Raw genomic sequence first — 16,912 nt, 5'->3', positions numbered from 1 at the left:
TTTACCAGCGGTTTTGGATACGCTGCAGGGAAGATACACCCCTGCGGCGAAATTCCGCTTTGCGGGACGCGTTTTAGTTACCTATTTAAGAGGGTAATCACAAAACGTTTTCCGGCTTCCACAAACAGGATTCCATCGTGAGTGTAGCGCCCATTTTATTCGATCCCAGATCGCCTTACCGCGCACCATGCGGGGTATGCGTGGAGTGCGACGTTCGACGATCTGCGGTTTGCGCGGCGCTGGACGACGGCGATCTCGGTGCTCTCGAAGCGATCATGACGTCCAAGCGTCTCGATGCCAATGAGCAGCTTGTGGAAGAGGGGGAGCCGAAGCGCCGTGTCTTCAGCCTCACTTCCGGTATGCTGCGCATCTATACGTCGCTTCCTGATGGGCGACGGCAGATTGCAGGTTTCCTGTTCCCTGGCGACTATCTCGGTCTGGCTGACGACGAGACTTATTCCCAGTCGGCCGAAGCTGTCGTGCCATCGGTTCTGTGCGCCTTTTCCACCAAGGAGATGGATGATCTGATGGAGCGTTTCCCGAAATTGAAGGAACGCCTGCATCAGATGACAAGGGCAGCTCTTCGCACGGCGCGCGACAATCAGCTTGTGCTCGGACGCCTCGCGCCGGTGGAAAAGCTTGCAAGCTTCCTGCTGGTTTTGTCGGCCCGGGCTGAGAAGCGCGGAGAGAAGTCCAATCCGGTTCATCTGTCGATGAACCGTACCGATATTGCAGACTATCTCGGTCTGACGATTGAAACCGTCAGCCGCAGTTTCACAAAGCTGAAGACCCAGGGACTCATCCAGTTGCCTGACGCCAATACTGTGGAAATCCTGTCGCGCCGTTCGCTGGCCGCCGTTGCCGGAATGGACCCGGAAAGCCTCTGATTTCAAGCTGCCATCCCTAAAAGCCGGGTGTATTTCCGTTGATTCAAATCAATGCAGCATCCGGCAGAACAGCTTATTCCTGACCATAGAGATTGATGCGATCCGTTTTAGGATTGCACGTTCAAAATGGGGAAAACAGGTGCTGTTGTGGCTGGGAATTGCAATATCGGCTGTCATGCATGCGGGCTTCCTTGCCGCATCATGCCGTCTTGCCCCGCGGAATGTCGCCCCGGTTCTGGTGCGCGCATATCCGGCAGGGCCTCGCCGGAGCGCCCGACGCTTAAGGTGGATGCGCTATGCATGAAGAAGCGATAAGACGCTACGCCGCGCTGGCTGTACCCAGATATACGTCTTTCCCGACGGCTGCAGACTTTATTCCTGTCGGTGCCGAGACGACGCATCGTTGGTTGCGCCAGATCGGGCCGGAAGAAAGTGTCTCCCTTTATATCCATGTGCCTTATTGCCGACAGCTCTGCCATTATTGCGGCTGCCATGCAAAAATGGCCGTGCGCAACGATGTCGTCGAGAATTTCTGCGTCTCTTTGCTCAGTGAGATTGAAACTGTCAGCAAGAGCCTGACTGCGCGGCCCAGCGTTGTTCATCTCCATTGGGGTGGGGGGACGCCTTCCATTTTGAACCCGCACCAGTTTACCAGCATTCTGGCAGCTCTGCGCGTTGCGTTCGATTTTGCGCCTGATATGGAACATGCCATCGAGCTTGATCCGCGCACAGTCACGCCGCAGTTGGCTCAGACGCTTGCGCTCATGGGTGTGAACCGCGCCAGCCTCGGCGTGCAGGATGTTGATGCCGAAGTGCAAAAAGCCATCGGTCGCATTCAGCCAATAGAAACGGTCGCCAAGGCTGCCAGCCTTCTGCGCGAAGTGGGCATTGATCGTCTCAACTTCGACCTCATCTACGGCCTGCCGTTGCAGACCGTCGAGACACTGCGCGAGACTTGCGAAAAGGTTGCAGCGCTCAAGCCTGATCGTGTTGCCTGCTATGGCTATGCGCATCTTCCCCAGCGGCGTGCCAATCAGCGCCTGATAGATGCAAGTCTTCTGCCCGATGCTGACGAACGCTTCGCTCAGGCACGTGTGGTTGCGGACAGCTTCATCGGTTTCGGCTACGAGCCGGTAGGGATCGATCACTACGCATTGCCGGATGACAACCTGGCTGTCGCTGCGCGCCATGGTACGCTGCACCGTAATTTCCAGGGTTATACGGATGATCGCTGCCAGACCTTGATCGGTCTCGGACCGTCATCGATTTCTCAGTTTCCTGGCGGGTATGCCCAGAATATCTCGGACGTGAAGCAATATTCGAAGCGTGTTGAAGCGGGTGAACTGGCAACCGTTCGCGGCTATGCGATGCGCGAGAGCGACCGTATCCGCGCCGGAATTATCACGGCGCTGATGTGCAACTTCCGGGTCGATCTGAACACTACGGCGCCAGGCGTGGAGTTTTCCGACGAACTGGCCTTGCTGCGCCCTCTGGTGGCTGACGGACTGGTGGAAGTTCGCAGCGGCGTCATCAGCGCAACAAGCGATGGCAAACCGCTGATCCGTCTGGTCGCGGCTGCTTTCGATGAATTTCGCAGGGAAACGATGCACGGCTTCAGTTTCGCCGTCTGAACTTGCGTTGGAACAAAGAGGTAGAGCCAAAGATGCTCTATCAAGAGAATGCTGCTGCACCGGGCCGTCAAAAGGTCAGTGGCATGGGAGCACCGCCGTTGGGGGACGTGCGGTGCTCCACTGTTTTGAGCACAGCCCGAGGAGCGTGGACCGCTCTTCGGGCTGTGTTTTCATGAGGGTCAGGCCTTGCGGTTCTTTTCCAGCTTGGGCAGGAAAATCGTCAGCAGGCCGAGCAACGGCAGATACGAGCAGATGTGGTAAACATACTCGATGCCCTTGTGATCGGCCACGATACCGAGGACCGCGGCTGCGATACCAGCCATGCCGAAAGCAAAGCCGAAGAACAGGCCGGACACCATGCCGACACGTCCCGGCAGTAGTTCCTGTGCGAACACAACGATTGCCGGGAAGGCCGAAGCGAGGATCAGGCCGATGATGACCGTCAGGATCGCCGTCATTTCCAGATTCGCATAGGGCAGGGCCAGCGTGAACGGCAGGACGCCGAGGATCGATGCCCAGATCACCTTGCGTGCACCGATCTTGTCGCCGATCGGCCCGCCGATGATCGTTCCCGCAGCTACCGCACCGAGGAACAGGAACAGAAGAAGCTGCGATGCCTGCACTGTCACGCCGAAATGGCTGATGGTGTAGAAGGTGTAGTAGCTCGTCAGGCTGGCCATATAGATGTACTTGGTGAAGACCAGCATCGCCAGAACACCAACGGACACCAGAACCTTGTTGCGCGGAAGCGGAAGAGTCTTGTCGGGCTTCGCCTTGCTGGCATTGGCAATCCGGTAGCGATTATACCAGTTGCTGACATACCAGAGCAGCATCATGCCGATGAGCGCGGCGACAGAGAACCACGACACGCTGATCTGGCCGAAAGGCAGAACGATGAAGGCTGCCAGAAGCGGGCCAATCGACGAGCCGAAATTGCCGCCCACCTGAAACAGGGATTGCGCAAAACCATGACGTCCGCCGGAGGCAAGGCGTGCCACACGGGCGGCTTCCGGATGGAAGACGGACGAGCCGAAGCCAACAAAGGCCGCCCCCAGAAGCAGGATCGAATAGTGATGCGCGGTCGCCAGAAAGACGAGCCCGACAAGCGTGCACCCCATGCCGAAAGGCAGGGAATAAGGCATTGGCTTGCGGTCGGTATAGATACCCACGAGCGGCTGCAGGATCGATGCCGTCATCTGGAAGGTGAAAGTCAGAAGGCCGATCTGCCAGAATGACAGGCTGTAGTTGTCCTTCAGCATCGGATAGATGGCCGGAAGGAGCGACTGCATCATGTCGTTCAGGAAATGGCCCATGCTTGTGGCCAGAATGATGGCGAGAACAGTATTGTCCGCGCCGCTGTTTGATGGCTGCTGTGCAGCACTCATGCTCATACTACTACTCCGAAGATGAAAGCCGGTCTTCAGGCGCATTTCCTGCAGATATTATCTGACTACAGGAAATAAGGCACTCAGGGAAATTGCGGGGTGTTGATGAGAAACCGGCGAAAGTTTACGAATTTGGCGTCTGGACAGGCAGTTGCCTTCATCAAACGTCAAATTCATTCCGCCAGCGAATGTCGCGACCCATTCTCAGCAAGTCATTAATAGGACGATTGCCTCTCGCCCGCTTTCGTGTTTTGGTCCAATAGTTTCGAGAGTGGGCCAAACATAGGGCAGAACTGTAATGAAACCAAAGTCTCCACCGGGGCTTTTATTACCGGGAAGCGAGGAACTGCAGAAGTTCCATGAACAGCGGATCGCCATGCTGGAAGGCATGAGCGGTCCGGTGATTGCCCTGCCGACGCGCTACCCGGATGGCTATTTCGTGCCGCGCCATCGTCACAGCCGGGCACAGCTTCTCTGTGCCTCGCAAGGCGTGGTTCTGGTGACGACGGATGCCGGGCGCTGGATGATTCCAAGTGACCACGCCATGTGGATACCGGCAGGCGTGGAGCATTCGGTTGAAATCCTCGGCGAAGTCTACATGCGATCGATCTATATCTGCGTCGATGCCGTCTCGGGTGTGCCGGATTATCTCCACGTGGTCGGGCTTACCGATCTCATGCGATGCCTTATCATCGATGCAACCACGCAGGACAGCACGCCAGAGCCGGATAGTCGCGATGCACTGGTGATCGAGCTGATCCTGCGAGACCTCCACACATTGCCGCAACGCTCTCTGGGCCTGCCTTTCCCGTCCGATCCGCGTTTGCAGAAACTATGCCGTGAATTCGTGAAAAAGCCTTCTTCGCGCGCCACAATCGACGACTGGGCGGACAGGATGGCGATGAGCCGACGCTCATTTACCCGGCATTTCCAGCGGGAGACCGGTGTAAGCCTTTCAGTCTGGCGCCAGCAGGCATGTCTGTTTGCTGCGGTTCCTCGGCTTACGGAAGGGGAGGCGGTGACGAGCGTGGCGCTCGATCTGGGTTATGACAGCGTTTCCGCTTTCACGACGATGTTCCGCAGGATGCTTGGTGTTTCGCCGCGGTTTTATTTGCCGAGGCTGGACACTGTTCCTTTCGAACGCAGCGACAGTGCCGCAGTTTTGGTCGAATAATAACAATTGTCTCCGCGATGGGAGAGCATTAATAGAAGCGCATGCTGTTTCAACGCCGTAATCCTCCGACCAGAAAAGAGCGTTTAAGGCTTCTGGTCTGGCCGCGTCGCTCCTTCTCCCGTTCCTTCCGGTACGGGGGAAAGCGGATTCTGCGCATTACTGCCTCGCCTCATGCTGTCGCAGCCGGTCTGGCCGTCGGCGTGTTTTCGGCGTTTACGCCTTTCTTTGGCTTCCATCTCATCATCGCAATCGTGCTGGCTTATTTCCTTGCCGGAAATATTGCGGCCGCAGCGCTTGGCACAACCCTTGCCAATCCGCTGACCCTGCCATTCATCTGGGGCAGCACATTCGAGCTTGGTCGTTTCATCATGAACGGCAGTATCGATAATGCTCCGCCGGTCCATTTCGGCCGGGCGCTCGAAACCATGCATTTCGATGAAATCTGGACACCGCTTTTGAAGCCGATGCTGTTCGGCTCGACGATTCTGGGCGCTGCATTCGCTGTCGTGGTCTATTTCGTTACCCGGTTTGCCGTTTCGGCGTTCCGTCGTCGTCGTATCGAACGCCTTGCGGAAAAGCATCGCCTGCACCGCGAGCAGGAGCTTCAGAAAGTATGATTGTCGGTATAGGTAGCGACCTCATCGATATTCGCCGTGTCGAAAATACCCTTGAGCGGCATGGCGACCGTTTCCGCAACCGGGTCTTCACTGAAATCGAGCAGAAAAAATCGGATGGGCGCAAGCAGCGTGCGGCGTCCTATGCAAAGCGCTTCGCGGCGAAGGAAGCCTGCGCGAAGGCGCTCGGAACCGGTATTGCCCAGGGCGTTTTCTGGCGGGATATGGGCGTGGTCAATGCCCCTTCCGGAAAGCCCACCATGCATTTGACCGGCGGTGCGGCGAGACAGTTGCAGAAACTCTTGCCCGCAGGAATGCGTGCCGCCATACATCTGACAATTACCGATGATTTTCCTCTCGCACAGGCGTTCGTTATCATCGAAGCCCTGCCTGAGACGAAATAATTGTGATTGTGACGGGTAAACTCCTGCTCATAATCGTGCGATAAACCGGCGTTCTGCCGGCGGCCTGATTGCGTCATGCTTTCATAGTCGTTATTAGATCGCGTTATCGGAAGCGGAGATACAATGAGCGTGTCCAGCAAGAGTGAGACAAAAAAATCCGGCGGCCTTGGCGAAACCATCAGCGTTATCGTGCAGGCGCTGCTGCTGGCACTGGTCATTCGCACCCTGCTTTTCCAGCCTTTCAGCATACCGTCGGGCTCCATGCGCCCCACGCTTCTGGAAGGCGATTATCTGTTTGTTTCGAAATATGCCTATGGCTATTCGCGCTATTCGCTGCCGTTCGGACTGGATTTGTTTTCAGGCCGTATCTGGAGTGCGGAGCCGAAGCGCGGTGACGTGGTGGTGTTCAAACTGCCGAGTGATCCTTCCGTCGATTACATCAAGCGCGTGATCGGCCTGCCGGGCGACCGCGTGCAGATGCGCGGCGGCGTGCTCTACATCAACGATCAGGCGGTCAAGCGTGACCGGGTCGGCACCATCGACAATCCCGATGTGACGGAAGTGAACCGGCCCGTCGAAGTCTATCGTGAAACCCTGCCGGAAGGCGTGACCTATGACACGCTCGATCTCGCGCCGAATTCCATCGGTGACGATACGCGCGTCTTCGAGGTTCCTGCCGGTCATTACTTCATGATGGGCGACAACCGCGACAACTCGCTCGATAGCCGTTTCGGCGTTGGCTATGTGCCGTTTGAAAATCTGGTCGGTCGCGCAAACATCATCTTCTTCTCCATTGCCGACAAGGCAAGCCCGCTTGAAATCTGGAAATGGCCGACCGAAGTACGCTTTGGCCGACTGTTCAGCTCAGTCAATGCCGCGCCGCATACAGCCGTAACCGGAAACTGAAATGGCTTCGGCAAATCAGGCAGCAGCAATTCTGGAGGAGCGCACCGGACACCGTTTTCTCAATCTGAAACGGCTGGATCGTGCGCTCACCCACTCAAGTGTGCAGGCGCCTTCGCGCGCAAATTATGAACGTCTCGAATTTCTCGGCGACCGCGTTCTGGGACTGACCGTCGCGGAAATGTTGTTCGACGAGTTTCCCGATGCCTCCGAAGGTGAACTGTCGGTTCGCCTCAATGCGCTGGTGAATGCCGAAACCTGCGCGGCGATTGCCGATGAGATCGGGCTCGCCGATCTCATCCACACCGGCTCCGATATCAAGTCACTGAATGACAAGCGCCTTTTGAACGTGCGCGCCGATGTCGTCGAGGCACTGATCGCCACGATCTATCTCGATGGCGGACTGGAGGCCGTACGGCCCTTCGTCAAGCGCTACTGGGAAAAGCGGTCACTGCAAACGGGTGCCGCCCGCCGCGATGCCAAGACCGAGTTGCAGGAATGGGCGCACCAGCAGGGCAATGTCCATCCTTCATATTCCATCATCAGCCGTACAGGTCCCGACCATGATCCGCTGTTTACGGTGGAGGTTACGGTCAAGGGTTTTGCCACGGAAACGGGCGAGGGGCGTTCGAAAAGAATAGCCGAACAGAACGCCGCTGAAGTGATGCTTCATCGTGAAGGCGTCTGGAAGCGTGATAATTCTGCTTGATGCAAGAGTTGGCGTTTTTTAAATCGAGATCGGTTATAATTAAGTCTTATACGATATGTCGCTTTCATCAGCGGTTTTGTCGTATCCGGAATGCCGTGCGCAGGGGACGGCGGCGTTCTGCAAGGAAATATCGTCTGGAAGGATAAACAATGAATAATCGGACGACGCCGGCTGACGGCGAAAACGAGGCAGGCCAGACCCGGTCCGGCTTCGTGGCGTTGATCGGGGCGCCGAATGCGGGGAAATCCACGCTGGTCAACCAGCTTGTGGGAACGAAGGTTTCAATCGTCACGCATAAGGTGCAGACGACACGCGCTCTTGTGCGCGGCATATTCATCGAAGGCCAGGCACAGATCGTTCTGGTCGACACGCCCGGCATTTTCCGGCCGAAGCGCAGGCTCGACCGCGCCATGGTCACGACGGCCTGGGGTGGTGCGAAGGATGCCGACATCATTCTCGTTCTTCTCGATTCGCAGGGCGGCCTGAACGAGAATGCGGAAGCGCTGCTTGCGAGCATGAAGGATGTGCGCCAGAAGAAGGTTCTGGTGCTCAACAAGGTTGACCGCGTCGATCCGCCGGTTTTGCTGGATCTTGCCCGCAAGGCCAACGAACTGGTCACATTCGACCAGACTTTCATGATCTCGGCGCTGAACGGATCGGGCTGCAAGGATCTTGCGAAATATCTCGCAGAGAACGTGCCGAACGGCCCTTGGTATTATCCGGAAGACCAGATTTCTGACATGCCGATACGGCAGCTTGCAGCCGAAATCACGCGCGAAAAGCTCTATCTGCGCCTGCATGAGGAACTGCCTTACTCGTCCACGGTGGAAACCGAACGCTGGGAAGAGCGCAAGGATGGATCAGTGCGCATCGAGCAGGTGATCTATGTGGAGCGCGAAAGCCAGAAGAAGATCGTGCTTGGCCACAAGGGCGAGACGATCAAGGCGATCGGACAATCGGCACGCAAGGAAATCTCCGAGATACTGGAACAGACGGTTCATCTCTTCCTTTTCGTGAAAGTGCGGGAAAACTGGGGCAACGACCCGGAACGCTATCGCGAAATGGGCCTTGATTTTCCAACCTAGAGCGCGTTTCGATCTGATTAAATCAGATCGGCGCTCCATTTTTTGTACTGGCGCGCATCTTGTCCGAAAGCCGTTTCACACTTTTCGGGATGCGCTAAACTATAAAGCTGGCGGCCATGGAATGGCGCGATGAAGGCATAATTCTCGGGACACGACGCCATGGCGAGACAAGCGCCATCGTGGAAGTGATGACCCGTGAGCATGGCCGCCATATGGGTATGGTGCGCGGCGGGCGTTCCCGTCGCATGCAGCCTTTGCTGCAGCCGGGCAATCATGTGGATGTGACATGGTGGGCGCGGCTGGATGAGCATATGGGCAGTTTTACCATCGAACCGCTGGAATTTGCCGCCGCCCGCCTCATCGAAACACCTGTGGCGTTATATGGTATCCAGCTTGCGGCTTCGCATTTGCGCCTTCTGCCCGAACGCGATCCGCATCGCGGTCTCTATGAGACATTGCGGCTTATCATCGAACATTTTGACGATCCGCTGGCCTCAGGCGAACTGGTATTGCGCTTTGAAGTGATGATGCTTGAGGAACTTGGCTTCGGTCTTGATCTCAAGGAATGTGCCGCAACAGGCGTCAGGGAAGACCTGATCTATGTGTCACCGAAATCCGGGCGTGCGGTCTGTCGTGATGCGGGTGCACCATGGGCTGACAAGCTTCTGCTACTGCCGGGCTTCGTCAATAATACTGCCGTTCGCGCAACGTCCTATGATGATATCGATCATGCCTTCACGATGACCGGTTATTTTCTGATGCGGCATGTATGGGAGCCACGTGCCGTCACGCCGCCTGATGCGCGTGGCGGGTTTCTGAACGCCCTCGGGCGAGCGATCAATGTCTCACAGGCAAGCTGAAAACCTTACCTTCGAAGGCTTCCGCTCCGCGTCCGATTGCGCGTATGGCTGCAACCATTCGCCCTTGTCGCTCTAAAATTTCGTCTGCGAGCGATATGAGCCTGATATTCGGCGTTGCCGCTGGAGAAAGGCTGCGAACAATCCTGGCAAGATCGCTTTCATCCAGCGCAGGGTTTAAAGCCGAAGCGATGATATAAGCCGCAGCCGTGGAACGGGAAATGCCAGCATAACAGTGAATGAGTAACGGCGCATCCATAGGCCAGCTCTTCGCGAAGTTCAGAAGCCGCAGCACGTGGGTTTCATCGGGGGCGACCAACCCCTCGCGCAATTCGATAATATCGTTGAATGTCAGCGACAGACGGACGGCATCGTAGCCATCAGGCAGAGCCGCCGGGGCCTCGCTTCCAAGCGTCACGACATGGCTGGGCCGGTGCAATGTCAGTTGTGTTGCCAGTTGCGACAGCGGCGTCACGACGATCCGGCTCATCGGCCCTGCCGTGCTTTTTCCAATGCTGCAAACCGTGCGAGAAAATCTGTCTGCACGTCTTGCGTGGGGCGCGGTGCGATATCCAGTCCTGCCGGATCGAAACCACGCGGACGCCCGAAATATTTGACGGCCTCGGCCTCGGTGAACCCGGCAAGTCGCGTGGCCTCGAAAAAAGCTGCAACCTGATCGGCGCGCTTGATAAGTGTCTTGAGCTGCGCGGGCGCAGTTATCGGCAGCGAAAAGCGCAGGTGGATCGCGTTTTCCAGCCGCATTTCGATCATCTTGTAATTGCCGCCCATCACCGCCTTGAAGGGCGAGATCATGTCGCCGATGACATATTCCGGTGCGTCGTGCAGGAGTGACAATAGCTGCCATTCAACACTGGCATCGGGCACCAGCCGGGTAAATATCTGATCCACGAGCAGCGAGTGCTGCGCGACCGAAAAGGCATGTTCACCAACAGTCTGACCGTTCCAGCGCGCAACACGGGCAAGACCATGGGCAATATCCTCGATCTCAATATCGAGCGGCGAGGGGTCGAGCAGGTCGAGACGGCGCCCCGACAACATGCGTTGCCAGGCACGTGTTTTGCCGGAAGATCGGTCGGCGCTGGCCATCAGGCGTTACCCGCTTCAGCTTCCGGAAACCCGAACCGCACATGAGGCGGCAAGGTAAGTGTTATGGGCGTTTCGCCTGCCAGAATCGGACTGCCAGCATCTATCGCATCCTTGGCGCGGTCGATGCGCACAAGCGCTATGCCGATAGTGTCGGCGGAGCTTCCTGTCGTGCCGATCTCGCGCCCATCAACGGTAATGGGCGTACCCATCGGGGGGAGGCCTCCTTCTGAACGAGCCACCAGAACGCGCCGCCGAGCCGTGCCGCGATGCTGCATGCGCGATACGACTTCCTGTCCGATGAAACAGCCTTTCGGGAAGGAGACGCCGCCGGTCTGGTCGAAATTGACGTCATGCGGGAAGACGTCATTATAAGCGAAATCCGCTTCGCCTTCCGCAATGCCATATTCTGCGCGCAGCTTCGTCCACGCGCTTTCATCGGTCGTGCCATCTGCCGGACCGTAAATCCGGCGAACATTCAGTTCGGTCGGAAAGCGGCTGTCGCGCTTGATTGAATCATTCTGTGAAGGATGTGATTCAGCTTGCCAGGAAACACTGACAAGCGATTCTGGCAGTTGCGTTATTTCGGCTTTTGCGCGCAGCCTGTAGAGAGTGATACGCTTGATAAAATCAGCGGCAATGCTTGCCGGGAGATCGAAACGCAAGCCGCCATCAATGCGTGAAACGACAAAGTCGAACAGGATCTTTCCTTGCGGAGCGAGCAAGGCTCCCGGTTTCAGATCGTCCGGTCCAAGCTTGTCGAGATCGGTTGTAATCACGGCTTGCAGAAATTTTTCCGCGTCGTCGCCCGTAATGTGAACCAAAGCCCTGTTTGAAAGATTTACCGTTTCAACTGCCGTCGTCATCGCTTCGTCCTTGCCTTTCGCGCCCTCGTTACGTAAGCCCCAATGGGAAGGCTCGCAAGTCCTATCAATCTGGCAGGAGACAACTATGGCCGAAACATTCGATACGATTTTGAAGGGTGCAACCATCGTCAATCACGACGGTATAGGCCAACGCGACATCGGTATTCGCAATGGTCGCATCGCTGCCATAGGCTCTCTTTCCACACATACGGCAGGTGAGGTGGTCGATTGCACGGGCCTGCATATTCTGCCCGGCGTGGTGGATAGCCAGGTCCATTTCCGCGAGCCCGGTCTTGAACACAAGGAAGATCTCGAGACCGGTTCGCTCGCCGCTGTTCTGGGCGGGGTAACCTCCGTTTTCGAAATGCCGAACACCAAGCCGCTCACCACTTCCGCCGAGACGCTGGAAGACAAGATTCGCCGTGGTCGTCATCGTATGCACTGCGATTTCGCTTTCTGGGTCGGTGGTACGCGCGACAATGCGAAGGACGTTGCCGAACTGGAACGCCTGCCGGGCGCTGCCGGCATCAAGGTTTTCATGGGATCGTCTACCGGCGATCTGCTTGTTGAAGACGATGACGGTGTTCGCTCGATCCTGAAGAACACGCGCCGTCGCGCGGCCTTCCACTCTGAAGACGAGTTCCGGTTGAAGGAACGCGAAGGCCTGCGCGTGCAGGGCGATCCGTCGAGCCACCCGGTCTGGCGCGACGAAGTTGCAGCACTGCAATGCACGGAACGGCTTGTACGCATCGCACGCGATACCGGCGCCCGCATTCACGTACTGCATATCTCGACTGCCGAAGAAATCGACTTCCTGAAAGATCACAAGGATGTCGCGACCTGCGAAGCAACGCCGCACCATCTCACCTTGTCGGCAGACGGTTACAAGACACTCGGCAATCTCATCCAGATGAACCCGCCTGTCCGTGACAAGCGTCACCGCGACGGCGTGTGGAAGGGCATTGATCAGGGTATCGTCGATGTGCTCGGTTCCGACCACGCTCCGCACACGCTGGAAGAAAAGCAGAAGCCTTATCCAGCTTCCCCGTCCGGCATGACAGGCGTGCAGACACTGGTGCCGATCATGCTTGATCACATCAATGCGGGCAGGCTCACGCTGGAGCGCTTCGTCGATCTCTCCAGCCACGGTCCGAACCGTATTTTCGGCATGGCGCGTAAGGGTCGTATTGCAGTCGGCTACGATGCCGATCTGACCATCGTGGACATGAAGCGCCGCGAAACGATCACGCATGAGCAGGCGGGTTCGAAGGCTGGCTGGACGCCCTATCATGGCAAGACTGTCACAGGATGGCCGATTGGCACTTTCGTGCGTGGCATCAAGGTAATGTGGGAAGCGGAAATCGTGAACGCCAACAAGGGCGAGCCGGTAGAATTCCTCGAAGCATTACCGCATCGCTGAGGGTAAAGCTTATTGGCGTGATCTGTCCCCTGATTGTCCGTCAGGTGGCTTTTGATCCCGGTTGCAAGGCGTATTCTCTCCCTATAGTCTTTTATAGGGAGAACAAAAATGTCCGCTCAAGATACGGTTTTGCTGGTTATCGACGCTCAGGAGTCATTCCGCCACCGGCCTTACTACCGGGACGAACAGGTTGGTGCCTATATTGAACGCCAGCAGGCGCTTATCGATGGCGCCAGGCGTGCCGGCATTCCGGTGGTGCAGATTTTTCATGTCGAGAATGAAGGCCCGTTCTCGGAAGCGTCGGGTCTGGTGAAGGCGATTTCGCCCCTGTCGATTGAACCCGATGCAGTTTTCCGCAAACGTCGTCACAGCGCGCTGGTCGGAAGCGGACTTGATGTCTGGCTGGTTGCCAATGGTATCCGTCGTGTGCTGGTTTCCGGTATCCGCACAGAGCAATGCTGCGAGACGACAACACGACAGGCATCGGATTTTGGATATCATGTCGATTTCGTTAGTGAAGCGACACTGACCTTTCCTATGACTGACGCAAGCGGTCGTGAGTGGAGCGCTGCCGATATCAAGGCTCGCACCGAGCTTGTTCTGGCCAATCGTTTTGCCCGCATCGTAACCGTGGAACAGGCGCTGGCTGCGCCGGGAGAGCGGAAGGCAGCATGAGTAACCATGCGGACATTGTCCGGATAATTCCGGTTTATGTCGTTATTCCGCCACGTGTGCTTCTGCTCGACGTGGCGGGACCGCTTGAGGTTTTGCGCAAGGCAAATCTTGAACAGCATAAGGTGCGGTTCGAGGTTCATTATATTGGGCCTGCGCCGACCGCGCTCAGTTCGATCGGCCTGCCGGTGGCGGGGGTGGAACCTTTGCCGGAGGCGTTGCCACACGACGCACTCGTCATTGTTTCGGGTGCGGCTGACATTCCGCTCGGAAATGTGGAGTTCGACAGAACCGCGGATGCCGTTCTGGAAAAGGAAATCGTTTTATGGCTTCGCCGGGCGGTACGTCCCGGTGTGAGGCTGGTGACGATCTGTTCCGGTGCGTTGCTCGCAGCACGCGCGGGATTACTCGACGGCTATTCCTGCACCACGCACCATTTGACGCTTGGCGAACTTGAACGGCTGGCCCCTGCCGCGCGCGTGTATGAAAACAGGCTGTTCGTTGAAGATGGTGAAAGGCTGACGAGCGCGGGCATCACCGCAGGCATCGATCTGATGCTGCACGTTGTTGCCGGACTGACCGATCCCGCCACGGCGCTGGCGGTTGCGCGTTATCTGGTCGTTTATTTGCGGCGCAGCGGCAATGACCCGCAGCTATCGCCCTGGCTTGAGGGGCGAAACCATATGAACCCGGTTGTGCATCGCGCACAGGATGCCATCGCGCACGATCCGGCGGCGGATTGGTCGGTGGAACGACTGGCGGATATTGGTGGGGCAAGCCCGCGCAACTTCTCGCGTCTGTTCAATGAATATGCCGGAATGACGGTGACGGACTATGTCAATCGGCTCAAGATCAGCCTTGCGCGCGAGATGCTCTTGAATTCCGGGCTCGATATCGAGAATGTTGCGGCGCAGGCGGGGTTTGCTTCCGCACGGCAGTTTCGTCGGGTCTGGCAGCGCATCTACAATGAGCCACCGAGCCGCGTACGTTTTGGCGTCTGATTATTCGCCCGCAGTGAAGAAGCGCCAGCTACCGTCCGGCCCGATGCCGATACTGTAGAAGATATAGCCGCCTGCCTTTTTCATATCCTCAAAATCACCGGCGGTGACAATTTCGAAAAGCTCCACGATCTGCGGCGGGGTCAGCTTGTCGAGAGGCATGGCGTAGAAATAGGGCCAGACATAAACCTCGTCGTCCTTGCCTGCATTCAGGTGCACATAGCCCGTATCCAGCAGATCGACGATGATAGCCAGAACTTCACGGCCCGCTTCGTCACCCGAGAGCGATTTGAGAAAATCGATAACGTCTTCCTCGTGGTCCCCGAGTGAGAGCTGGGTGGCCTTGTCCTCGACGCCGAGGAGCGGTCGCAGCTTCTCGATGTCACCGGAACGTGCTGCTTCCAGCATGCGTTCACGCGTCAGCCTTACAGGTTCGGGCAGCTTGTCGAAATCGCGATGGATTTCCGGCATGGGTTTGGAGGATGCCGCCGGGGCAGGTTCATTGCCAGGGGACATTTTTGGCACCGCGCGAGGAAGTGCTCCGGGTATGGGGATTGGGGAGGGGGTGTCGCCTTCATCGGCAACGGCGCGGGCACCGGGGCGTTGCAGTAAGTCTGATTGATCCGTCAGTGCGACGTTAAAAGAGTTTGTTGCGGCGGCGGGCAAGGTAATGCCGCAGGCAAGGAATAACCCGGTCAAAAAAGCTCGGGGCGAGGCGGAGTTCCTGATCGGGAATGACATTGGGCGCAAGAAGAGGGACGCCGGGAGGGAACTGCTGCGCCGGTCTGGTCCCGCGACCGGCGTATCAATGCTATTGAAGAATGCGCTGCGGCAGGAAGGTTCCCGCTACAATCTGTTCACGCATCTTCTCAATCAGCTCCAGCGCACAATCGTCGCCTGCTTCACGGATCAGTTCAGTAAGTGCAGTCGTAAAGGCTGCTTCGGCAAGGATTTCCGGTTCGATACCTTCCGAGATACCGTCTGCCCAGGCCTCGTTGTGATATTCGATTGCGACGAGTTTCTTCTCGCGCTCAATCATTTCGTCCAGATCGGCCGGTGCATGTTCCATAGATTTCATCCTGGCTTTCGCCTTTCTGTTGCACTGTCGGTGTCTCACCGTTTCGCGGGAGCTCAACCACCTGGCAACGTGACTGCCTTCTTAAGACAGTGTTAACAGATTATCACGGATTTGAACGAACTAATCCCGTCAATCCGCACAAGAGTGAATGATTGGTTAATTTCCATAGCGCGAGATGATCTCGTTCGACAAGTCCTCGCCTTCCTTCATGTAACGATCAATCGCCGCAAGCGCCGAAGGGGTGCAGCGGGTGTAATTGTCGCTGAACACGCGATACCCGTGGTTGAAGCTCGAAATCAGCCGCACCCGTTCGGCTTCGGAAGGCTTTTCCGCCGACACAATCGCGTCCATCCGATCGCGCCATTCGCTGCCAGCTTCGCCGCACAGATTGCGCAGATAGTGAAGCGAGCCGAGAATTTCGGCGAGCCGCAACATCTTCCCTTCATAGGGCGCGTCCTGAGCCAAAGCCGGAGATGCCACCCCGACCCACAAAGCGATCGAGAAGCAGATAGCCGGTCGAAAAAACGGAATGCTTTTCAATCGAAAACCTCTCACCTGAAAATGAGCTATTGCTATAAATAGGGGCCTCTTCAAGGCAGATCGCTAAACAGGATTAATATCCAAGCGCTCGTCTTCATTTTCCGCCACCGCGCGGGCGACATCGAGAGTACTGTCCGTCACCTTTGCAGACGCCATTTCTTCTATCGACAGCCAGTGAATGGATGCAGCATCGTCTCCGGCGACTTCCTGACCCGAAACCTGCCAGGCCCGGAAGACGGACAGATAATAGCTCTTTTCATATGCCTTCCCCTCAAGCGCCAGATCTACGGTTATGACGTGCGACAGGGTCTTTGCATCAAGCGCTGTTTCTTCCTTGAGTTCACGGATCGCGGCTTGTTCGGACGTTTCGCCCGGTTCGATGCTTCCACCCGGAAAAGCAAGCCAGCCTTTCCATGGCTCTTTCCCGCGCTCGACCAGAAGAAAGCGCCCTTCGCGTCTGCAGATCAGCGAAACACCATGAACCTTTGCAGGTATCGGAACTACGGGAACTGTTTTCATCATGCTCTAGCTTTATGTTTTGACACGCATCTTGTTCCGAAAACCGTTTCACACTTTTCGGGATGC

General features: G+C 56.8%; 20 protein-coding genes. 12 read left to right on the top strand and 8 right to left on the bottom strand.

The window, feature by feature from the left end:
• Positions 1-137 precede the first annotated feature (137 nt).
• Together F9K91_RS13560 and hemN are read left to right on the top strand one after the other, a co-directional pair.
• Positions 138-887 (top strand): helix-turn-helix domain-containing protein, encoded by a 750-nt coding sequence (locus F9K91_RS13560; RefSeq protein ID WP_151554849.1) that lies wholly within the window; start codon positions 138-140, stop codon positions 885-887.
• Positions 888-1,183: 296 nt separating this feature from the next.
• Entirely contained in the window at positions 1,184-2,518 is a 1,335-nt protein-coding gene (gene hemN / locus F9K91_RS13555) for an oxygen-independent coproporphyrinogen III oxidase (RefSeq protein WP_151554848.1), read from the top strand.
• Positions 2,519-2,697: 179 nt separating this feature from the next.
• Here the strand turns inward: hemN and F9K91_RS13550 are convergent, their stop codons facing one another.
• Positions 2,698-3,909, bottom strand: coding sequence for an MFS transporter (locus F9K91_RS13550; RefSeq protein WP_151554847.1), 1,212 nt, complete (start codon positions 3,907-3,909; stop codon positions 2,698-2,700).
• 292 nt (positions 3,910-4,201) lie between these two features.
• Between F9K91_RS13550 and F9K91_RS13545 the strand changes: the two genes are divergently transcribed.
• The 7 genes from F9K91_RS13545 (at position 4,202) to recO (ending at position 9,652) form a co-directional block, all read left to right on the top strand.
• On the top strand, positions 4,202-5,077 hold the full coding sequence (locus F9K91_RS13545) for an AraC family transcriptional regulator (protein ID WP_151554846.1): 876 nt from the start codon (positions 4,202-4,204) through the stop codon (positions 5,075-5,077).
• Positions 5,078-5,118: 41 nt separating this feature from the next.
• Complete coding sequence (bspA, locus tag F9K91_RS13540; RefSeq protein WP_109987967.1) at positions 5,119-5,694, top strand: type IV secretion system effector BspA; 576 nt, start codon at positions 5,119-5,121, stop codon at positions 5,692-5,694.
• Entirely contained in the window at positions 5,691-6,095 is a 405-nt protein-coding gene (gene acpS / locus F9K91_RS13535; RefSeq protein WP_151554845.1) for a holo-ACP synthase, read from the top strand. The genes bspA and acpS overlap by 4 nt, the downstream gene beginning before the upstream one ends.
• 123 nt (positions 6,096-6,218) lie before the next feature.
• Complete coding sequence (gene lepB / locus F9K91_RS13530) at positions 6,219-7,001, top strand: signal peptidase I (protein WP_061347288.1); 783 nt, start codon at positions 6,219-6,221, stop codon at positions 6,999-7,001.
• A 1-nt stretch (position 7,002) separates the two neighbouring features.
• Positions 7,003-7,707 (top strand): ribonuclease III, encoded by a 705-nt coding sequence (rnc, locus tag F9K91_RS13525; RefSeq protein WP_061347289.1) that lies wholly within the window; start codon positions 7,003-7,005, stop codon positions 7,705-7,707.
• 149 nt (positions 7,708-7,856) lie between these two features.
• Positions 7,857-8,792 carry a GTPase Era gene (gene era, locus F9K91_RS13520; protein ID WP_151554844.1) on the top strand — a complete coding sequence of 312 codons (936 nt, stop codon included), beginning with the start codon at positions 7,857-7,859 and terminating at the stop codon, positions 8,790-8,792.
• A 116-nt stretch (positions 8,793-8,908) separates the two neighbouring features.
• Complete coding sequence (gene recO / locus F9K91_RS13515; protein ID WP_061347291.1) at positions 8,909-9,652, top strand: DNA repair protein RecO; 744 nt, start codon at positions 8,909-8,911, stop codon at positions 9,650-9,652.
• Here recO and F9K91_RS13510 read toward each other — a convergent pair.
• Genes F9K91_RS13510 through ygfZ form a run of 3 tightly spaced genes read right to left on the bottom strand, consistent with a single transcriptional unit; the run spans position 9,630 to position 11,619 of the window.
• Complete coding sequence (locus F9K91_RS13510) at positions 9,630-10,139, bottom strand: tyrosine phosphatase family protein (protein ID WP_151677975.1); 510 nt, start codon at positions 10,137-10,139, stop codon at positions 9,630-9,632. The two genes, recO and F9K91_RS13510, sit on opposite strands and share 23 nt — an antisense overlap.
• On the bottom strand, positions 10,136-10,756 hold the full coding sequence (locus F9K91_RS13505) for a YfbR-like 5'-deoxynucleotidase (RefSeq protein WP_151554842.1): 621 nt from the start codon (positions 10,754-10,756) through the stop codon (positions 10,136-10,138). The genes F9K91_RS13510 and F9K91_RS13505 overlap by 4 nt, the downstream gene beginning before the upstream one ends.
• A complete protein-coding gene (ygfZ, locus tag F9K91_RS13500) occupies positions 10,756-11,619 on the bottom strand; it encodes a CAF17-like 4Fe-4S cluster assembly/insertion protein YgfZ (RefSeq protein WP_151554841.1) in 864 nt (287 codons plus the stop codon). Before ygfZ ends, F9K91_RS13505 begins: the two co-directional genes overlap by 1 nt.
• Before the next feature lie 85 nt (positions 11,620-11,704).
• On the opposite strand from ygfZ, the gene F9K91_RS13495 reads away from it, so the two are divergent.
• The 3 genes from F9K91_RS13495 to F9K91_RS13485 all read left to right on the top strand — a co-directional run bounded on the left by F9K91_RS13495 (position 11,705) and on the right by F9K91_RS13485 (position 14,712).
• The gene (locus tag F9K91_RS13495) at positions 11,705-13,039 is read left to right on the top strand and encodes a dihydroorotase (RefSeq protein WP_151677974.1); all 1,335 of its coding nucleotides are present in this window, start codon (positions 11,705-11,707) and stop codon (positions 13,037-13,039) included.
• A 108-nt stretch (positions 13,040-13,147) separates the two neighbouring features.
• A complete protein-coding gene (locus tag F9K91_RS13490; RefSeq protein WP_061347296.1) occupies positions 13,148-13,714 on the top strand; it encodes an isochorismatase family protein in 567 nt (188 codons plus the stop codon).
• Positions 13,711-14,712: a GlxA family transcriptional regulator gene (locus F9K91_RS13485; RefSeq protein WP_151554839.1), complete on the top strand. Its 1,002-nt coding sequence runs from the start codon at positions 13,711-13,713 to the stop codon at positions 14,710-14,712. The genes F9K91_RS13490 and F9K91_RS13485 overlap by 4 nt, the downstream gene beginning before the upstream one ends.
• Here F9K91_RS13485 and F9K91_RS13480 read toward each other — a convergent pair whose 3' ends face one another.
• The 4 genes from F9K91_RS13480 to F9K91_RS13465 all read right to left on the bottom strand — a co-directional run bounded on the left by F9K91_RS13480 (position 14,713) and on the right by F9K91_RS13465 (position 16,846).
• Entirely contained in the window at positions 14,713-15,450 is a 738-nt protein-coding gene (locus F9K91_RS13480; RefSeq protein WP_151677984.1) for a hypothetical protein, read from the bottom strand. It abuts the gene before it with no gap.
• 70 nt (positions 15,451-15,520) lie between these two features.
• Positions 15,521-15,778 carry a hypothetical protein gene (locus F9K91_RS13475; protein WP_061347299.1) on the bottom strand — a complete coding sequence of 86 codons (258 nt, stop codon included), beginning with the start codon at positions 15,776-15,778 and terminating at the stop codon, positions 15,521-15,523.
• A gap of 165 nt (positions 15,779-15,943) precedes the next feature.
• Positions 15,944-16,318, bottom strand: a complete 375-nt coding sequence (locus F9K91_RS13470; protein ID WP_369798344.1) for a TIGR02301 family protein — start codon at positions 16,316-16,318, stop codon at positions 15,944-15,946.
• Between the two features lie 72 nt (positions 16,319-16,390).
• Complete coding sequence (locus F9K91_RS13465) at positions 16,391-16,846, bottom strand: NUDIX hydrolase (protein ID WP_208852696.1); 456 nt, start codon at positions 16,844-16,846, stop codon at positions 16,391-16,393.
• Between the last annotated feature and the right edge of the window lie 66 nt (positions 16,847-16,912).

The sequence above is a fragment of the Brucella tritici genome (genome assembly GCF_008932295.1).
Lineage (GTDB): Bacteria > Pseudomonadota > Alphaproteobacteria > Rhizobiales > Rhizobiaceae > Brucella > Brucella tritici.
Note: the sequence above shows the minus strand (reverse complement) of the source record. Positions and strands in the feature narration are given on the sequence as shown.